We start from the raw sequence: 1,789 nt of genomic DNA, 5'->3' as shown, positions 1-1,789 counted from the left end.
GCTCGAACGCGGAGGCAAACCTGTCCGCGTCGTCGAACCGGACATGTAGGTCGCCAATGGCGGCAATGCGGACCATATCGGCGCTTTCCTCGTTCCGGGTGCAAGCCACAAGGGGGAGCATGGCATGGGAAGTGCGTAACTTAAATATCAAAAAATGATGGAATAGTCACAAAAGTAACATTGCGGTTGGCGCGAACTGTGCCATTGTTGGGTGTTGCCTCCTTGCGGTTGAGTATGTCGGAGCTGCCGATGAGCGCCCCCCAGGTGATTACGCTCTCCAATGTGAGCAAGAGCTTCCGCATCGGCAGCGCCTCGGTCGTTGCCGTCAAGGCGGTGGACCTGCGCATACCCCAGGGGCAGTTCATTTCGGTGCTGGGGCCTTCCGGCTGCGGCAAGAGCACCCTGCTGCGCATGCTGGCCTCCCTCGACGAGCCCACGACGGGGCAGGTCAGCGTGTGGGGCGCCCGTCCGGCCGATCTTGCCTCCAGGCATCAGCTCGGAGTGGCGTTTCAGGATCACGCGCTGCTTCCCTGGCTCACCATCGCCCAGAATATCGCCATGCCCTTCCGCATCGCCGGGCGCAGGATCGATCATGCCCACGTCGCCGCCCTGATCGAGCTGGTGGGGCTGAGCGGCTTTGCCCAGGCCCGTCCCAGCCAGCTTTCCGGCGGCATGCGCCAGCGCGCCTCCATCGCCCGGGCCCTGGCGCTCAACCCCTCGCTTTTGCTGCTGGACGAGCCCTTCGGCGCGCTCGACGCGGTGACGCGGCGCCACATGAACATCGAATTGCAACGCATCTGGCTCGAGCACAAGCTGACCACGGTGCTGGTCACCCATTCGGTCGACGAGGCCGTCTTCCTGGCCGACCGGGTGATCGTCATGAGCGGAAGGCCGGGCGAGGTCATCCGGGACGTCACCATCGATTTCCCCCGTCCGCGCGCGCCCGACCTCATGCGCGAGCCGGCGTTTCATGCCCTGGTCGACGAGCTGACCTTGTGCCTGTCTCCCGGCGGGGAGGGCCATCAGCATTGAGCGGTCAGGCCGAGCATAGCCCGTTGAGCCCGCCTGTCCTGGGCGCCCTGGGCATCCTGTTGTTCCTGGGCTTCTGGCAGCTTGCCGGCGCCAATGGCTGGGGCGGGCTCACCCTGCCGGCGCTCGACCGGGTTCTGGCCGAATTCGCCAATCCCCAGCGCCAGGCGCTCTTTCTGCGCGCGGCCGGGGCCAGCCTGGCTTCGCTGGGCCTTGGCCTGCTTTACGGAGGCATGCTCGGCATCGGCCTGGCGCTGATGACGCGGATATTGCCCTTCCTCTGGGAGGGGCTCGACAATCTTGCGGCCCTGGTCAACGCCATCCCCTCCATCGCTTTGGCGCCGATTTTCATGCTGATGTTCACGCCCGAGACCGTGCCGGTGGCCATCGCCGCCATGAGCGTCTATTTCGTCACCTATGTGGCGACGCGTTCGGCGCTCGCCGGCACGCCCCGGGCCTATGGCGATCTCATGGGCGTATTGGGGGCGTCGCGCTGGCGCCGCTTGCGCCATGTCGAATGGCCCAGCGCCCTGCCGGGCATAGCCACCGCCTTGCGCCTGTCGGTGCCGGTGGCGCTGGTGGGCGTGGTGGTCGGCGAATGGTTCGGCGCGCCGCGCGGCTTCGGCCTGATTATGATTAGCGCCATGCAGAATTTCCAGATCCCGTTATTGTGGGCGACGGTCCTGCTGGTGGCCATCTGCTCGCTGACGCTCTATCTGGTGTTCACCGCGCTGGAAAAGCTCATCTACAGGCGGTTCAC

Annotated in this window: 2 protein-coding genes; both read left to right on the top strand. The window is 65.5% G+C overall.

Annotated features, from left to right (window positions below; genetic code table 11):
- Positions 1-249 precede the first annotated feature (249 nt).
- Positions 250-1,032: an ABC transporter ATP-binding protein gene (locus VDP82_RS17750; protein ID WP_323016142.1), complete on the top strand. Its 783-nt coding sequence runs from the start codon at positions 250-252 to the stop codon at positions 1,030-1,032.
- A gap of 23 nt (positions 1,033-1,055) precedes the next feature.
- The coding region (locus VDP82_RS17745; RefSeq protein WP_323016141.1) for an ABC transporter permease at positions 1,056-1,789 on the top strand (734 nt) is incomplete at its 3' end.

This window comes from Devosia sp., from assembly GCF_034675085.1.
Taxonomy (GTDB): domain Bacteria; phylum Pseudomonadota; class Alphaproteobacteria; order Rhizobiales; family Devosiaceae; genus Devosia.
The sequence above is the reverse complement of the archived record's forward strand: the minus strand, read 5'-3'. Positions and strand labels throughout refer to the sequence as shown.

Coding starts and splice junctions, on each gene's coding strand:
- VDP82_RS17750 (WP_323016142.1), top strand. CDS start 250: ATGAGCGCCCCCCAGGTGATTACGCTCTCCAATGTGAGCAAGAGCTTC.